A 14213-nucleotide genomic window follows, 5' to 3' on the forward strand; every position below is an offset into this window, starting at 1 on the left:
GCGTTTTTTTTGCAAGCCCCACCCCGACAGGGCGAATGGCCAGCGGTTACCGTCTCCCCGCCTTATCCAACAGGCGGCGGCGGGGGTTGTCCGGGCCCTTGGCCAGATCATCCCGCACGGTACCGGCGGCGGGCGATTCTCCGCTGGCATAGGCGGCCCGGCCAATCATGTGGGCGGCAACCGGTGTGGTCAGCAGCAAAAACAGGATGGCCGCCACCACGCGGGCCACCACATCCAGGCCGGGAAAGAACAGGGCCACGGCCAGCAGCACCAGCCCGCAGCCCAGCGTGCCGGCCTTGGAACTGGCGTGCATCCGGGTCAGCGCATCGGGCAGGCGCACCACGCCCAAGGCCGCCACCAGACAGAAAAACGACCCGGCCACCGCCAGGATGCCGACGATGGCCTGCGCGATCTGGTCAAGCATGGGGCTTCTCCTTCTCCTGCTGCGCGGCCTCCCGCTCCTCTGGCCTCTCCACCACGCGCCGTTCCAGGAAACGGGCATAGGCGACGGTGCCGAAAAAGGCGACCAGGGCCAGGGCGATGGCGGCATCCAGAAATACCACTTGGCGCACATACAGCGTGTAGAGCGCGATGAAGGCCACGGCCAGCACACCGAACAGGTCGATGGCAATGATGCGGTCCGCCGTGGTCGGCCCGCGCAGCACCCGCACGATGGTCAGCGCAAAGGCGGCGAACAGCATCACCATGGCGATGGTCAGGCACCAGGACAGGAAAGGGGTGAGGGGGGGCGTCATCGCAGCACCTGCAGGATACGGCGTTCCATACTATCCTTGGTTTCCGCGCACAAAGCCGCCGCATCGCCCCCGAACATGGCATGGATGTAGAGATGCTTGCGGTCGGGAGCGACATCCAGCGTCAGCGTGCCGGGCGTCAGGGTGATGGAACAGGCCAGCAGGGTAATTTCCAGATCCGTCCGCGCATCCAGCGGGATGGCGATGACGGCCGGCTGCACCTTCTCCCCAAAGCCCAGCACGCTGGCCGTCACCTTCAGGGAGGAGAGGACAATCTCCTTCAGCAGCCAGAGGAAATAGCCCAGCGAACCCCAGAGCAGGCGGAAATAACGCTGGTTGGGGTAAAGCGGCCGGCCCAGCCACAGCACGCCATGGCCCAGCACAAAGCCGGCCGTGAAGCCACCCAGGCTGAAATCGGCATTGAAGCCCATCCAGGCCAGGGCCAGCAGCAGGTTCAGCACCAGCAGGTTCATGGCTGCACCTCCATCGCGGCCGGTTCGGCGGCCCCGACCAGGGTGGGGGTGGTCGGCACCGCCCCCAGCACCGCATCGATATAGGCTTGCGGATCAACCAGCCCATCGGCGGCCATGGCGCTGACCCGCATCAAGGGTTCAGCATAAAAACCGATGGTGACGGTGATGGCAGACAGCAGCACCAGCGGTGCCACCAGCGCCACGCGCGCCGCCCCGCCCAGGCTGGCGGTGCCCAGTGCCTCACCCGCCGGGTTGGCCTTCCACACCATCTCCGCCCACAGCCGCCCGACCAACCAGAAGGTCAGCAGGCCCGTGACCAGGGCCACGGCGACGATGGCCCAGTTCTCCACGGCCAAGCCAGCACGCACCAGCAGCAGCTTGGACCAGAAGCCGGAGAAAGGCGGGAAACCGGCCAGCGAGGCCAGCGGCACGAACAGCACCACACAGAGGATCGGGGCAGCGGTGAACAGCCCGCCCAGCCGGGTGTAAGACGTATCCCCGCCCGACAACCGGCGCACCACGCCGGCCCCCAGAAACAGGTTGGTCTTCACCACAATGTCATGCACCAGATAGAAAACGGTGCCGGCAATGGCCAGCGGGGTGGCGATGGCCAGCCCCATGATCATGTAGCCGATATGCGCCACCACCTGCCAGGACAGCGCCCGGCGCAGGTCGCGCACCGCCAGCGATCCCAAGGCCCCCGTCAGCATGGTGGCCCCGGCAATCCACAGCAGGATGCCATGGGTCCAGCCCATATCGCCGGTGAAGATCAAGGTGAAACAGCGCAGCAGCGCATAGACGCCCACCTTGGTCAGCAGGCCGGCGAAAATCGCCTGCACCGCCACGGCGGGCGTGTGATAGGCGGCAGGCAGCCAGAAGAAGAAGGGGAAAACCGCCGCCTTCATGCCAAAGGCGATGATGAACAGCACGGCAATGGTGCTGACCAGCCCCTTATTGGCGACATGCGGCACCCGCACGGCCAGATCGGCCATGTTCAGCGTACCGGTCACGCCATAGAGCAGGGCAACGGCCAGCAGGAAACAGGCGGTGGCGATCAGGTTGATGGCGGCATATTTGATGGCGCCGTCGATCTGTTCCTTCGTACCGCCCAGCGACAGCAGCACGAAGGAGGAGATCAGCATCACCTCAAACCAGACATAGAGGTTGAACAGATCGCCAGTGATGAAGCTGCCGCAGACGCCGACCATCAGCACCTGAAAGATGATGTGGTATCCGCCGCGTTCACGCACCGCATCCACATCGCCCAGCGCATAGACGGCCACCGCCAGCGCCATCACCGACGCGATCAGGATCATCAGCGCCGACAGCGTGTCGGCCACCAGGGTGATGCCGAAGGGGGCGGCCCAACTGCCCATCTGGGCCACCTGTACGCCGCCTTCCATCACCCGCGCCAGCAAGAAGCCGGCCAGGATCAGCAGCAGCGTGCTGCCCCCCAGCGACAGCACGCGTTGCAGGGCCGGGCGGTGCCAGAACACGGCGCACAGGGCCGCCGTGGTCAGCGGTACCAGAATGGGGGAGGCAACCAGCCAGGCGATCATACCGCATCCTCCGGCTCAGCCGTGCGCATCTGGCTGCTGTCCAGCGTGCCCAGTTCCTGATAGCCGCGATAGACCAGGGCCAGCACGAAGGAAAGCAGGCCAAAACCAATGACGATGGCGGTCAGGATCAGCGCCTGGGGCAGCGGGTTGGCCAGACCCTGGCCCAGCACCTCCTGCCCCTGGCCGATCAGGGGGGCCTGACCGGGCGTCAGCCGGCCCACCAGCAGGATGGCGACATTGACGGCGTTGGACAGCAGGATCACCCCGAACAGCACCCGCAGCAACTGGCGCGACAGGAACAGATAGACGGCACCGGCAACCATGCCGCCGACGGCGAAGGCCATGATGGTTTCCATGGGTTCAATCCTCTTCCATCAGGGCCTGGACCATGGCCAGCAGGGCGCCGACCACCACCAGATAGACACCAATATCAAACAGCACGGGCGTGCCCAGCGCCAAACCCTTGGCGCCCGTGGCATCCTTGAAGATGATCCAGCGCGCCGTCATGAACGGGTCGCCGCCGGGGCCGGCAAAAAAGCCGGACAGGATACCCAGCAGCAGCCCGCCGCCCAGCAGGCTGCGCGGGTCCACCACCAGCAGGCGCTTCATCTCCTTCACGCCAAAGGCCAGTGCGTGCAGGGCAAAGGCCACGGCACAGATCAGCCCGCCAACAAAGCCGCCCCCCGGCTCATTATGGCCGCGCCAGAGGATGAAGATGGAAAACAGGATCATCAGGGCCAGCAACAGGCGCGTGGCCGTGCGCAGGATCAGGCTGTCCATCACGCGGCCTCCCCCGTCTGCGGCCCTGGCTGCGGTTTAGCTTTCGGCTTGGCATAGCGCGCCTTCAACAGCGCCAGCACGCCCAACCCGGCGCTGGCCACCACGGTGATTTCACCCAGCGTGTCAAAGCCACGGAAATCCACCAGAATGACATTCACCACATTGCGGCCATAGGCTTCCAGATACGAGGTATCGCCGAAGAATTGCGACAGGGTCATCGGCAGCGGCAGGGCGATGATGGCCAGCAGGATGGCCGTCACCACCCCGCCCAGGCCCAGGGCCAGAATGCCATGCAGAAAGGCCGCCTGCGGCTTGCGGTCCGGCCCCTTGGGCAGGGCCGGCAGGCGGGCCAGCACCAGCACCAGAATGATGGCGGTCAGCGTCTCCACCATCAACTGGGTGATGCCGACATCCGGCGCGCCATAGGCGATGAAGAACATCGCCACCGACAAGCCATTGATCGACAGGGCGGTGATCGCCCCCAGGCGTGACCGGGCCCGCAAGGCCCCCGCCGTGCCCACCAGCATCATGATCCCCAGCAGCAGCCCCACCCATTGCCCGCCCAGATCGGTGGCGGGCAGCACCAGCGCCTGGCGGAACCACAGCGTGCCGCCCAGCAGCAGCAGCATGGCGGTAAAGATGATGGTCATATAGCGGGTCATCACCCCGCCCTGAAGCTGGCCGGTCACGGCGCGGGCCAGCGCATCCAGCCCGTTCAGGATATGGTCCCAGCCCTTGTCAGCATCAAAGCGGGTGGCGCGCTGCAACCCGGCCAACCCGGCGGTAAGGGGCCGCAGCGCCAGATAAAAGCCAATCCCCAACGCCACGGTGATAGCCGACAGGCCCAGCGCCGGGGTCAGCCCGTGCCAGAGATGCAGTTCCACCGCCAGCGGCGCACCGCGCACGGACGCCGCCACCTGCCCCAGCAGCCCATCCAGAACGGCGGGATACAGCCCCAGCAGCAGCCCCAGGCTGGCCAGCAGCGCCGGCCCCAGCCACAGCGTCACCCCGCCTTCATGCGCATGGGCGGCGGCCTTGGACGGTGTGCCCAGGAAGGGCTTGACGAAGACCAGCCCCGCGGCACCCAGCATGGTGGCATTGGCCAGCACAGACGCCACCAGCACCGGCCAGACCGGCCGGTCAGCGGTCAACAGCCCTTCATAGATCAGTTCCTTGCCGATAAAGCCCAGAAAGGGCGGCAGGCCGGACATGGACAGGGCGGCGAGCGCGATGAAAACCCCCGTCACCGGCATGGCGCGGAACAGGCCGGACAGTTCCCCCACCTGCCGCGTACCGCTGCCATGGTCCACCGACCCGGCCCCCATGAACAGGGCGCCTTTGTACAGGCTGTGCGCCAGCAGGAAAGCGGCGAAGCCCCGGATGGCATAATCCGTGCCCAGCCCCACCAGCATGGTCAGCGTACCCAATGCCATCAGGGTGGTATAGGCCAGGATCTTCTTCAGATCGGTGGCGCGCAACGCCATGGCCCCGCCCCAGAAGGCGGTCAGCGCGCCGAAGCCTGTCAGGGTCCAGAACCAGATGTCGGTGCCGCCCAGCAGCGGCGACAGGCGGGCCAGCAGATAGATGCCGGCCTTCACCATGGTGGCAGAATGCAGATAGGCGCTGACCGGCGTGGGCGCATCCATGGCATTGGGCAGCCAGAAATGGAACGGCACCTGGGCGGACTTGGTGAAGGCGGCCAGCAGCAGCAGGGCCAGGATGGGCAGATACAGCCCATGGGTCGTCAGGTCCATGCCCTTGGCGGCAATTTCCGACAGGCTGCCGGCCCCACCCGCCGTGCCCAGCAGGATCAGCCCGGCCAGCAGGGCCATACCGCCGCCACCCGTGACCAGTAACGCCTGTATGGCGGAACGGCGGGAACGGGCATCGGCATGGTTGAAGCCGATCAGCAGGAAGGAGGTAACCGAGGTCAGTTCCCAGAACACAAACAGGCTGATGATATCATCGGCCAGCACCAACCCCAGCATGGCCCCCATGAAGGCCATGATGAAGAACAGAAAACGCCCCTCATGCCGGTGCCCGCGCAGATAGCCGCCAGAATACAGCACGATCAGCGTACCGATGCCGGTGATCAGCAGGGCGAACAACAGCGACAGCCCATCCAGCCGAAACGCCAGTTCCACCCCCAGTGCCGGCACCCATTTCCAGGATTCGGCCACCGGCTGCCCGCCCACCACTGTAGCGAACTGCCCAGCAAACCAGACAAATCCCCCCGCTGGCGCCAGCGCCAGCAGCCAATGGGCAAAGGAGGGGAACAGGCGGTTGAGCGTCGGCGCCAGCGCCGCTGCCAGGAAGATGATCCCTATCGCTGTCAGCATCGGGGCGGCCGGCCTCTCTCGTTTCGGATGGAAGGTCCAGGCCAATATAAGGGCTGAGGCCCCCCCATCAACCAAAACCGGACAGTTCAGGGACGAAAACGTCCCAATCCGGCTTTCGATCCCAGGGGAGAGGGCACGAAAGAAAGCGAAACCAACAAAAAGGCCGGCACCCTTTGACAGGTACCGGCCTTTTTCAATCCCGCAGGCTTGGGCGCTTACGCGTCCAAGGCAGCGGCATTGTCGATGATGTGGCTGACAACGCCATATTCCTTGGCTTCTTCGGCCGACATCCAGAAATTACGGTCGGTATCTGCCGCCACCCGCTCAATCGGCTGGCCGGTTTCGCGTGCGATCACCGTATTGATGCGGTGACGCATCTTGATGATCTCCTTCGCCTCAATGGCGATGTCGGTGGCGGGGCCACCCACGCCGCCGGCGGGCTGGTGGATCATGAAGCGGGTGTTGGGCAGGCAGTAACGATCTTCCTTGGCAGCGCCCAGGAAGATATGCGCGCCAGCCGACGCCACCCAGCCGGTGCCGAGGATTTTCACCTTCGGCTTGATGAAGCGGATGATGTCATGGATCGTGTCGCCCGACTCGACATGGCCGCCGGGGGAGTTGATCACCAGCTTGATCGGATCATCGCTTTCAGCCGCCAGCGCCAGAAGCTGGGCGACAACTTCCTGCGCCACCTTCTGGTTGATTTCGCCGAACAGCAGGACCGTGCGGGCCTTGAACAGGTTCTGGGCCACGCTGGGCGGGGCCTTGGCCTGCTCCTTGGACGCGGTCTCCGGCTTTTCTTCTTCGTCGAGACGGATCGGGTTAACGAGCAAGGCACGCTCCTGGTTTGAAGACCTGTACAGCATCTGACCTAGCCGGAAATCGACAAAGGTTCAACCCATCGCAGCATGGATAACCTTATTTGGCGTGACGCAGTGCTTATTCAATCGGCCCCAACGCAAAAGGGGTGGCCTCAGCGCCACCCCTTTTCAGTCAAAAGAGCGCAGAAATCAGCCGTTCAGCGACTGTTCCAGCCTATGCAGTACCTCATAGCAGGGTAGAACCTGATGCACGCTGGCATTGGGTTCGCGGCCCTCGCGGATGGCGGCGACGAATTCGCGGTCCTGCAGCTCGATCCCGTTCATGGAAACGTCCACCTTGGACACGTCGATCTTCTCTTCCTTGCCGGTGATCAGATCGTCATAGCGGGCAATGTAGGTGCCATTATCGCAGATATAGCGGAAGAAGGTGCCCAGTGGCCCTTCATTGTTGAAGGACAGCGACAGGGTGCAGATGGCCCCGCCTTCGGTCTTCAACTGGATCGACATATCCATGGCGATGCCCAGTTCCGGGTGAATCGGCCCCTGCACGGCATTGGCCTTCACCACCTTTTCGCCCGTCTGGTACTGGAACAGGTCCACCGTGTGGGCGGCGTGGTGCCACAGCAGATGGTCGGTCCAGGAACGCGGCTGGCCCAGCGCGTTCATATTGGTGCGGCGGAAGAAATAGGTCTGCACATCCATCTGCAGAACCTTGGATTCACCGGCCAGGATGCGCTTGCGCACAAACTGGTGCGACGGGTTGAAGCGGCGGGTATGGCCAACCATACACACCTTGCCGGTTTCCTTCTGCACGGCAGCCACCGCCTGGGCATCGGCCAGGCTGTCGGCCAGCGGGATTTCCACCTGCACATGCTTGCCGGCCTTCATGCATTCGATGGCCTGGGACGCGTGCAACTGGGTGGGGGTACAGAGGATGGCGGCATCCACGCCGGGCTGGGCCAGCGCTTCGGCCAGTTCGGTGGTGACATGGGGCACGCCGTACTTATCGGCGGTCTCCTGCGTCTGGTCCAGGCGACGACCGACCAGGGAGACGACCTCCACCCCGTCGATCAGCTTCAGGGCGTCCAGATGCTTCTGACCAAAGGCGCCAGCGCCGGCGAGGATGATCTTCATGGCTTGTACTCTCTGATGGATGGGAATGGTGTTTGGGGGGGGAAGCCCGAAGCTGTCATCGCTTCCGTGAAGGCACATGCGGACCGATTGCAGGATCATGTTGTGCGTTTCACACTCTCCCCACCGTCACCCCGGCGAAGGCCGGGGTCCAGTTCGTAGGGCAAAGCGCTTGTGGCCTCTGGACCCCGGCCTTCGCCGGGGTGACGGTGGAGAAACGGCACTGGGTCCACATACCTCTCAAATCAGTGGCTTTAGACCTTTACGGGAGCAGCAAGAGCTCACCCCCCATTCTTCAAAATCAAATGCCCGACCGCCGTGTTGGAGGCCGGCACGTGGTAGAAGCGGTGCAGCAGGTCGACATTGGCTTCCAGCGCGCCGCGCATGATCAGCCACATCACCAGTTCAATCCCCTCCGACCCGGCTTCACGCACGTAATCGATATGCGGGATGCGGGCGGCCGCTTCCGGATCGTTGATCAGCAGGTCCAGGAATTTATTGTCAAATTCCTTGTTGATCAGCCCGGCACGGGGGCCCTGCAACTGGTGGCTCATCCCGCCCGTGCCCCAGATCTGCACATTCAGATCCTGGTCGAAGCTGCGGATGGCCTTGCCGATGGCCTTGCCCAGCGCATAGCAGCGGGCACCCGACGGCGGCGGGTACTGCACCACATTGACCGCGAACGGAATCACCTTGCAGGGCCAAGCCTCCGGCTGCCCGAACATCAGCGACAGCGGCACGGTCAGCCCGTGATCCACATCCATCTTGTTGACGATGGTGAGGTCGAAATCATCCTGAATGACCGACTGGGTGATGTGCCAGGCCAGTTCCGGATGGCCATGTACCACCGGCACCGGGCGCGCGCCGAACCCTTCATCGGCGGGCTTGAATTCCTCCCCGCAGCCAATGGCGAAGGTGGGGATCAGATCCAGGCTGAAGGCGGATGCATGGTCATTATAGACCAGGAAAACCACATCGGGCTTTTCCTCAGCGATCCAGCGCTTGGAGAAGTCGAACCCTTTGAACACCGGTGCCCAATAGGGCTCAGCAGATTTCCCCAGGTCCAGTGCTGCGCCGATGGCGGGCACGTGGGAGGTGCTGACACCTGCCGTTATCCTTGCCATTTCCGTTTCCTCCCCGTTTTATCAGACGACCTTGTTGCCGTTGCTGCCATCCGGGCGGCGACCGCCCGACAGCATCATGGCGGCATATTCTTCCTGGCTCATGCCGGTCATCGTGGCGGCGGCGGACTGGAAGCTCTTGCCATCGGTGGCGAAAATCTTCGCCAGGAAATAGACGTTGCCGCCCAGCGACAGCAGGCGATTATAATCGCGTGCCAGAACGCCCAGCTTCTGGTCCTCCGTCATTTTCCATTCGTCCAGATAGGCACGCTCATCGGCGCGGAACCGGTCACGGTTCTCCGCCTTCATCAGCGACATGCAGAACTGGTTCAGGTGATAACCCCGGCGCGACATCTCCGCATCGAAGATGATGGTGCCTGGAATGTTTCGGTAAGACGTATCTTCGGACATCAGCGCACCTCTTCCGGCCAATAGAGACGCAGGGGGTTATCCACCAGCAGCTTTTGTTGCAGTGCTGCCGTCGGTGCGATCTGCGGGATCACATCGACCAGATGCCCGTCATCGGGCATGTGGGTCTTCATGTTGGGGTGCGGCCAATCCGTGCCCCACAGCACCCGGTCGGGGAAGCTTTCCACAATATGCCGGGCGAACGGCACCACATCGCCATAGGCGGGGGGCCCGAGTTTCGACAGGCGTTCGGGGCAGCTTACCTTGGACCAGAAATTGGTGTGCTCGCGCATCAGCTTGGTGAACAGGGCGAATTCCGGCCCGTCCACCGGTTTGGTCACATCCGGGCGGCCCATATGATCCACCACCACCACCGTCGGCAGGCTGGTGAAGAAATCATAGAGTTCGGGCAGTTCCTGCGCCTCGAAATAGATCACGATGTGCCAGCCCAGCGGCTTGATCCGCTGGGCGATTTCCAAAAGCTCATCCCGCGGCAGGGCATCGACCAGCCGCTTGACAAAGTTGAAACGCACGCCGCGCACGCCGGCGGCGTCCAGCGCCTGCAGCTCTTCATCCGTCACGCTGCGGCGCACGGTGGCCACACCGCGCGCCCGGCCGCCCGATGCCTGCAACGCATCCACCACGGCGCGGTTATCCGCGCCGTGGCAGGTGGCCTGCACGATGACATTGCGGCTGAAGCCCAGATAATCGCGCAGCGCCCACAGCTTTTCCTTGGGTGCGTCGCAGGGGGTGTATTTGCGTTCCGGCGCATAGGGGAACACATCCCCCGGCCCGAACACATGGCAATGCGCATCCACGGCCCCCGGCGGGGGCACATAGGCGGGCTTGGACGGGTTGGGATGGAAGGGCAGCCAGTCGGCATCCATCTGGAAGGCGGGTTTATCAGCCATCTTACAGATCCCTTCCAGCATTGCCGCGCGCCTTCAAGGAGGCATCCAGACGGGGATAGACGCGGCGGGCATTGCCCTCAAACACGCGGTAACGGTCATCATCCGACAAGGGCAGGCTATCCAGATAGCGCTTGGTATCGTCGAAATAATGCCCGGTTTCCGGGTCGATGCCGCGCACGGCCCCCACCATTTCCGACCCGAACAGGATGTTCTTGATGTCGATCACCTTGAACAGCAGGTCGATGCCCGGCTGGTGATAGACGCAAGTGTCGAAATAGACATTCTTCATCACATGCTCGGGCAGCGGCGGCCGCTTCAGCATGTCGGCCAGCCCGCGATACCGGCCCCAATGATAGGGCACGGCCCCGCCGCCATGCGGGATGATGAAGCGCAGGTCGGGGAAGTCACGGAACAGGTCGCCTTCGATGAACTGCATGAAGGCGGTGGTGTCGGCATTGATGTAATGCGCGCCCGTGGCATGGAAGCAGGCATTGCACGACCCCGACACATGGATCATGGCCGGAACATCCAGTTCCACCATTTTCTCATAGAACGGGTACCAGTGCTTGTCGGTCAGTGGCGGGGCGGTCCAGTGACCGCCGGACGGGTCCGGGTTCAGGTTGCAGCCGACAAAGCCCAGTTGGGTGACGCAGCGCTCCAGCTCCGCCACCGAATTGGCGATGGGCACGCCCGGCGATTGCGGCAACTGGCAGACGCCGATGAAGTTTTCCGGGTAGAGATCGACCACCCGCTTGATCAGATCGTTGCAGGCTTCCGTCCAGGCGCGGCTGACCGCTTCATCCCCGACATGGTGCGCCATGGTGGAGGCGCGGGGGGAGAAGATGGTCATGTCTGCGCCGCGTTCGCGCAGCAATTTCAACTGGTTGGTCTCAATCGTCTCCCGGATTTCATCATCGCTGATGTCGGGCCGCGTCGGTTCCGGCAGGGCGGGGTTCTTGATGCGGGCGATCTGCGCGTCGCGGAAAGTCTGATGCTTGGCGGGTGCCGTGGTGTAATGGCCGTGGCAATCGATGATCAGCATTATTGCTTTTCCCTGTTCTGGTTATCCATTGATCCTTCCGACAGGCTTGTTGGAAGGATCAATGGACCGCAGCGACTGCGGCGGCGCGCCGCGTGGCGCGTGAAAGCCTGCGTGGCGTTTGAACGCGATACGGGAAGCCGATTCATCGGCTTCCCGGTACAAATTGAACGCGCATCGCGTCCAGCATGGCGGTGATTTCTTCCTGGTCCAGCGCGCTGGAGAGCGGCGGGGCCCATTCCTGGCGCTCCACCGTGGCGAGGCTCATCCAGGGGGACAGGCCTGCCTCTTCCACGGTGCGAGCGACCTCGCGCATTTCTTCGGCCCGGCGCTTGCCATGTTCCATGGTGCGGGAAATCATGTAGCGCGACAGCTTGTGCCAGTCCGGCCCCGGAAACAGATCGTTCAGGGAGGTCAGCACCGTGTCATCGACGCCGTAATGCCGGGCGGCCAGCAGGCTTTCGCTCAACAGCGCCTCAATCCCCTTCACCATCACCGACCGGCACATCTTGGCCGCCGAAGCCTTGCCGTATTCGGCAGAGAAGACGGAGAGGTTGGACAGGCCGATATCCCGCAATGCGGCCAGCACCGCATCGGCATGGGGGCCGCCCAGCAGGATGGGGGTGCCCAGCCGCTTGGGCGGTACCGGCGACATCACGGCGGCTTCGACATAGCGGGCACCGGCCCCGTTCATCGCCGCCGCCGCTTCGCCCTTGGCACCGGGGGAGGCGGAATTGAAATCCACGAACACGGCCCCGGCCGCCATGCCGGCCGCAGCCGCCTTGGCCGCATCAATGGTGCGGGCGGCGGTGACGGCGCTGATCACCAGATCGGCCCCGGCCACCGCATCCGCCGCATCGCTGCCCCGGCGCAGGAAGGGCCGGGAAGCCGCCGCCAGGGAGGGCGGCGAGGCTGGGTCAGCAAAGCGCACATCCCAGGCCGACAGGGTGAAGCCGCGTTGGGACAGATCGTCGGCCAGGATGGTGCCGACTTCCCCCAACCCGATCAGGGCGATTGATTTGAAGGACATGCTGTGACCTCACCCCAACAGATGGCCGGGAACATAAACCTCACCCCGCATCAGCTTGCGCGCCGTGCGCAGCAGGGCGGAACGGTTGACCTTGATGCCGGCGCCATCGGCGGCGACATCCATATCCACGGTGAAAAACCCGGTCGGGTGTTCCACCTCCAGCCGCTGCGGCCCGGTGGCGCCATCCAGCCCCGCCACCTGCGCTGCCACCGAACCGGGCAGCACGCAGGCGGTGGCAACACTGACGGCCCCCAGCACGCCAATCGCCTCATGCACCCGGTGGGGGATGAAGCTGCGGGTGCCGACCGCCCCGCCATGGGCGGGCGGGGACACCAGCGTCATTTTCGGCACGGTCTTCTTCGCCACATCGCCCAGGTTCATCCGGGGGCCCAGTTCCAGGCGGATCGCCTCCACCCTGGCTTTCAGGCTGGCGTCGGCTTCCAGCGCTTCCGGCGCTTCATCGCCCTTCACGCCGAAATCGGCGGCATTCAGGATGACGACGGGCATCCCGTTATCAATGCAGGTGACGCGCACGCCCGCCACTTCATCCACCACATTGCCGGTGGGCAGCAGGGCACCGCAACTTGAGCCCGCCACATCCAGGAAATCGATGGGGATGGCGGCGGCGGTGCCGGGCACGCCGTCGATGCGGGCATCCCCTTCATATTCCACCAGCCCGCCGGGCGTGGGCACATGGGCCACGGCCAGCGCCCCGGTATTCACCATATGGATGCGCACAGAGGTGACGGGGCCGGCCACCGGCACCAGGCCATTTTCAATGGCAAACGGCCCCACGCCCGCCAGAATATTCCCGCAATTCTGGCTGTCGCTCACCTCTGCCTTGTCCACCACCACCTGCAAGAACAGGTAATCGACATCGGCATCATCGCGGCTGGGCGGGCCGATCACCGCCACCTTGCTGGTCAGCGGATGCGCGCCGCCCATGCCGTCGATCTGGCGGGCATCGGGCGAGCCCATGGCGGCCAGCAGCACGGCATCGCGCGCCGCGCGGTCGGCGGGCAGATCATGGGCCTGGAAATACAGACCCTTGGAGGTGCCGCCGCGCATCACCGTGCAGGGGATGGGTTTCAGCATGGCGGCTTACTCCTGGTCAGCGGCCTCGATATAGGTCAGGCCCTTTTCGCGCAGCCGGTCGCGCATCTTGTAGAGGTCCAGGCCCAGCACGCCCTGCTTGAACTGGGCGCGGTTCTTTTCTTCCTTGATCTCACGCGCCTTGGCACTTTCCAGCACGGAGGCCGCTTCCTTACGGGCGACGACGACGACACCATCATCATCGGCAACGATGATATCGCCGGGATTGATGGCGGCCCCGGCACAGGTGACGGGCAGGTTCACATCGCCCAGCGTCTCCTTCACCGTGCCCTGGGCGAAGACCGCCTTGGACCAGACGGGGAAACCCATTTCGGTCAGCGTGGCGATATCGCGCACGCCGGCTTCAATGATCAGGCCGCGCACGCCGCGCGACATCAGGGATTCGGCCAGCAGATCGCCGAAGTAACCATCCTCGCAGGGGCTGGTCGGCTTCACCACCAGGATATCGCCCGGCTGGCACTGTTCGACGGCCACATGGATGGTCCAGTTATCGCCCGGCGCCACGGTGCAGGTGACGGCGGTGCCGGCAATGTGCGCCGGGCGGTAGATCGGGCGCATATAGCTGGCCAGCAAACCCTTGCGGCCCTGCGCCTCATGCACGGTGGCGACGCCATAGCGGGCAAATTCATCCACCAGGGCGGAATCGGGGCGCTTGATATTGGTGACGACCACGGGCATGGCCAAACATCCTCCAAAACGGGTGCGCGGATTGGTCCTCCGCGCTTGATCTTGGGTC

At 64.1% G+C, this 14213-nt stretch carries 16 protein-coding genes; all 16 read right to left on the minus strand.

Going from position 1 to position 14213, the window contains the following annotated elements; all coding sequences use genetic code 11:
- Window positions 1-46 precede the first annotated feature (46 nt).
- Window positions 47-424: a monovalent cation/H(+) antiporter subunit G gene (gene mnhG / locus PCJ49_RS00315; protein WP_269909190.1), complete on the minus strand. Its 378-nt coding sequence runs from the start codon at window positions 422-424 to the stop codon at window positions 47-49.
- Complete coding sequence (locus tag PCJ49_RS00320; RefSeq protein WP_269909191.1) at window positions 417-755, minus strand: monovalent cation/H+ antiporter complex subunit F; 339 nt, start codon at window positions 753-755, stop codon at window positions 417-419. Before PCJ49_RS00320 ends, mnhG begins: the two co-directional genes overlap by 8 nt.
- Window positions 752-1225, minus strand: a complete 474-nt coding sequence (locus tag PCJ49_RS00325) for a Na+/H+ antiporter subunit E (protein WP_269909192.1) — start codon at window positions 1223-1225, stop codon at window positions 752-754. The genes PCJ49_RS00320 and PCJ49_RS00325 overlap by 4 nt, the downstream gene beginning before the upstream one ends.
- Complete coding sequence (locus PCJ49_RS00330; protein WP_269909193.1) at window positions 1222-2784, minus strand: Na+/H+ antiporter subunit D; 1563 nt, start codon at window positions 2782-2784, stop codon at window positions 1222-1224. Before PCJ49_RS00330 ends, PCJ49_RS00325 begins: the two co-directional genes overlap by 4 nt.
- Window positions 2781-3140, minus strand: coding sequence for a Na+/H+ antiporter subunit C (locus tag PCJ49_RS00335; protein ID WP_153204651.1), 360 nt, complete (start codon window positions 3138-3140; stop codon window positions 2781-2783). Before PCJ49_RS00335 ends, PCJ49_RS00330 begins: the two co-directional genes overlap by 4 nt.
- Before the next feature lie 4 nt (window positions 3141-3144).
- Window positions 3145-3564, minus strand: coding sequence for a Na+/H+ antiporter subunit B (locus PCJ49_RS00340; protein WP_269909194.1), 420 nt, complete (start codon window positions 3562-3564; stop codon window positions 3145-3147).
- Complete coding sequence (locus PCJ49_RS00345) at window positions 3564-5903, minus strand: putative monovalent cation/H+ antiporter subunit A (RefSeq protein WP_269909195.1); 2340 nt, start codon at window positions 5901-5903, stop codon at window positions 3564-3566. The genes PCJ49_RS00340 and PCJ49_RS00345 overlap by 1 nt, the downstream gene beginning before the upstream one ends.
- Before the next feature lie 215 nt (window positions 5904-6118).
- Window positions 6119-6736 carry an ATP-dependent Clp protease proteolytic subunit gene (locus PCJ49_RS00350; protein ID WP_269909196.1) on the minus strand — a complete coding sequence of 206 codons (618 nt, stop codon included), beginning with the start codon at window positions 6734-6736 and terminating at the stop codon, window positions 6119-6121.
- 177 nt (window positions 6737-6913) lie between these two features.
- Window positions 6914-7858, minus strand: coding sequence for a Gfo/Idh/MocA family oxidoreductase (locus PCJ49_RS00355; protein ID WP_269909197.1), 945 nt, complete (start codon window positions 7856-7858; stop codon window positions 6914-6916).
- A gap of 278 nt (window positions 7859-8136) precedes the next feature.
- On the minus strand, window positions 8137-8979 hold the full coding sequence (locus PCJ49_RS00360; protein WP_269909198.1) for a class III extradiol dioxygenase subunit beta: 843 nt from the start codon (window positions 8977-8979) through the stop codon (window positions 8137-8139).
- 21 nt (window positions 8980-9000) lie between these two features.
- Entirely contained in the window at window positions 9001-9387 is a 387-nt protein-coding gene (gene ligA, locus PCJ49_RS00365) for a protocatechuate 4,5-dioxygenase subunit alpha (protein ID WP_153204646.1), read from the minus strand.
- Window positions 9387-10295, minus strand: a complete 909-nt coding sequence (locus PCJ49_RS00370; protein ID WP_269909199.1) for an amidohydrolase family protein — start codon at window positions 10293-10295, stop codon at window positions 9387-9389. The genes ligA and PCJ49_RS00370 overlap by 1 nt, the downstream gene beginning before the upstream one ends.
- A 1-nt stretch (window position 10296) precedes the next feature.
- Complete coding sequence (locus PCJ49_RS00375; protein ID WP_269909200.1) at window positions 10297-11337, minus strand: amidohydrolase family protein; 1041 nt, start codon at window positions 11335-11337, stop codon at window positions 10297-10299.
- Between the two features lie 142 nt (window positions 11338-11479).
- Window positions 11480-12364, minus strand: a complete 885-nt coding sequence (locus PCJ49_RS00380; RefSeq protein ID WP_269909201.1) for an NAD(P)-dependent oxidoreductase — start codon at window positions 12362-12364, stop codon at window positions 11480-11482.
- Window positions 12365-12373: 9 nt separating this feature from the next.
- A complete protein-coding gene (locus tag PCJ49_RS00385; RefSeq protein WP_269909202.1) occupies window positions 12374-13459 on the minus strand; it encodes a 4-oxalomesaconate tautomerase in 1086 nt (361 codons plus the stop codon).
- Window positions 13460-13465: 6 nt separating this feature from the next.
- Window positions 13466-14155 (minus strand): 4-carboxy-4-hydroxy-2-oxoadipate aldolase/oxaloacetate decarboxylase, encoded by a 690-nt coding sequence (locus PCJ49_RS00390; RefSeq protein WP_089289365.1) that lies wholly within the window; start codon window positions 14153-14155, stop codon window positions 13466-13468.
- Between the last annotated feature and the right edge of the window lie 58 nt (window positions 14156-14213).

It is taken from the genome of Niveispirillum sp. BGYR6, from assembly GCF_027568365.1.
Lineage (GTDB): Bacteria > Pseudomonadota > Alphaproteobacteria > Azospirillales > Azospirillaceae > Niveispirillum.

What these genes read in the sequence shown, in the direction of transcription:
- PCJ49_RS00325 (WP_269909192.1), bottom strand. Translation starts at nt 1,225, where the DNA reads ATGAACCTGCTGGTGCTGAACCTGCTGCTGGCCCTGGCCTGGATGGGC.
- PCJ49_RS00375 (WP_269909200.1), bottom strand. Translation starts at nt 11,337, where the DNA reads ATGCTGATCATCGATTGCCACGGCCATTACACCACGGCACCCGCCAAG.
- PCJ49_RS00355 (WP_269909197.1), bottom strand. Translation starts at nt 7,858, where the DNA reads ATGAAGATCATCCTCGCCGGCGCTGGCGCCTTTGGTCAGAAGCATCTG.
- PCJ49_RS00345 (WP_269909195.1), bottom strand. Translation starts at nt 5,903, where the DNA reads ATGCTGACAGCGATAGGGATCATCTTCCTGGCAGCGGCGCTGGCGCCG.
- PCJ49_RS00320 (WP_269909191.1), bottom strand. Translation starts at nt 755, where the DNA reads ATGACGCCCCCCCTCACCCCTTTCCTGTCCTGGTGCCTGACCATCGCC.
- PCJ49_RS00340 (WP_269909194.1), bottom strand. Translation starts at nt 3,564, where the DNA reads ATGGACAGCCTGATCCTGCGCACGGCCACGCGCCTGTTGCTGGCCCTG.
- PCJ49_RS00330 (WP_269909193.1), bottom strand. Translation starts at nt 2,784, where the DNA reads ATGATCGCCTGGCTGGTTGCCTCCCCCATTCTGGTACCGCTGACCACG.
- PCJ49_RS00370 (WP_269909199.1), bottom strand. Translation starts at nt 10,295, where the DNA reads ATGGCTGATAAACCCGCCTTCCAGATGGATGCCGACTGGCTGCCCTTC.
- PCJ49_RS00385 (WP_269909202.1), bottom strand. Translation starts at nt 13,459, where the DNA reads ATGCTGAAACCCATCCCCTGCACGGTGATGCGCGGCGGCACCTCCAAG.
- PCJ49_RS00335 (WP_153204651.1), bottom strand. Translation starts at nt 3,140, where the DNA reads ATGGAAACCATCATGGCCTTCGCCGTCGGCGGCATGGTTGCCGGTGCC.
- ligA (WP_153204646.1), bottom strand. Translation starts at nt 9,387, where the DNA reads ATGTCCGAAGATACGTCTTACCGAAACATTCCAGGCACCATCATCTTC.
- PCJ49_RS00360 (WP_269909198.1), bottom strand. Translation starts at nt 8,979, where the DNA reads ATGGCAAGGATAACGGCAGGTGTCAGCACCTCCCACGTGCCCGCCATC.
- PCJ49_RS00390 (WP_089289365.1), bottom strand. Translation starts at nt 14,155, where the DNA reads ATGCCCGTGGTCGTCACCAATATCAAGCGCCCCGATTCCGCCCTGGTG.
- mnhG (WP_269909190.1), bottom strand. Translation starts at nt 424, where the DNA reads ATGCTTGACCAGATCGCGCAGGCCATCGTCGGCATCCTGGCGGTGGCC.
- PCJ49_RS00380 (WP_269909201.1), bottom strand. Translation starts at nt 12,364, where the DNA reads ATGTCCTTCAAATCAATCGCCCTGATCGGGTTGGGGGAAGTCGGCACC.